The sequence below is a fragment of the Clostridium psychrophilum genome (genome assembly GCF_018861705.1).
Lineage (GTDB): Bacteria > Bacillota > Clostridia > Clostridiales > Clostridiaceae > Clostridium_AD > Clostridium_AD psychrophilum.
On record NZ_JAHLEC010000284.1, the window covers coordinates 1 to 521 of the forward strand.

Annotated in this window: 1 protein-coding gene; it reads right to left on the reverse strand. The window is 32.4% G+C overall.

Going from position 1 to position 521, the window contains the following annotated elements; translation table 11 throughout:
- Window positions 1–167: 167 nt before the first annotated feature.
- On the reverse strand, window positions 168–383 hold the full coding sequence (locus KPL38_RS19480) for a hypothetical protein (protein ID WP_216290777.1): 216 nt from the start codon (window positions 381–383) through the stop codon (window positions 168–170).
- Window positions 384–521: the final 138 nt, after the last annotated feature.

Consider the following 521-nt stretch of genomic DNA (forward strand, 5'->3'; position numbering starts at 1 on the left):
TGTTCTATGCCCAGAATGTGATGCAAATATGATAATCAAAGGACGATGAGATTATCATATTTGCTTGGCATAAGGGTTTTTACTCGACCGTAGGGAGATTTTGTTCTTCTGTTGTAGAATGTCAAGTAAAATTGCCCCCCATTTACGTTGAATATTGACCCCCCATCCTAAACTACAACCAGGTCAAAATCATCTCGTTTTAAATTCTTAGTGTTAATTATTAATTTTCGTGTTTCTTGATCAAGTGATACATATTTACTTAAGATTATTATTCTATCTTTAATAAGTTCCTTAACCAGTTCATCGAAGTTCGAATTGGAACTAGGCCCCGAAAGGGGCACCGTTCCTTTGGTTTTATGACTATCAAGTTCATCTATGCTCATAAATTCAGCAGTAATTACATCTTCTTGCTGTAGACGTGTAGTTTAATATATCCTAATAATATAAGTAACTTGCAAATTTAAGTAACCCTTAAAATATAAAAAGGATAAAGGAATATGTTAATTAAATTTAACATTCCT

Coding starts and splice junctions, on each gene's coding strand:
- KPL38_RS19480 (WP_216290777.1), bottom strand. CDS start 383: ATGAGCATAGATGAACTTGATAGTCATAAAACCAAAGGAACGGTGCCC.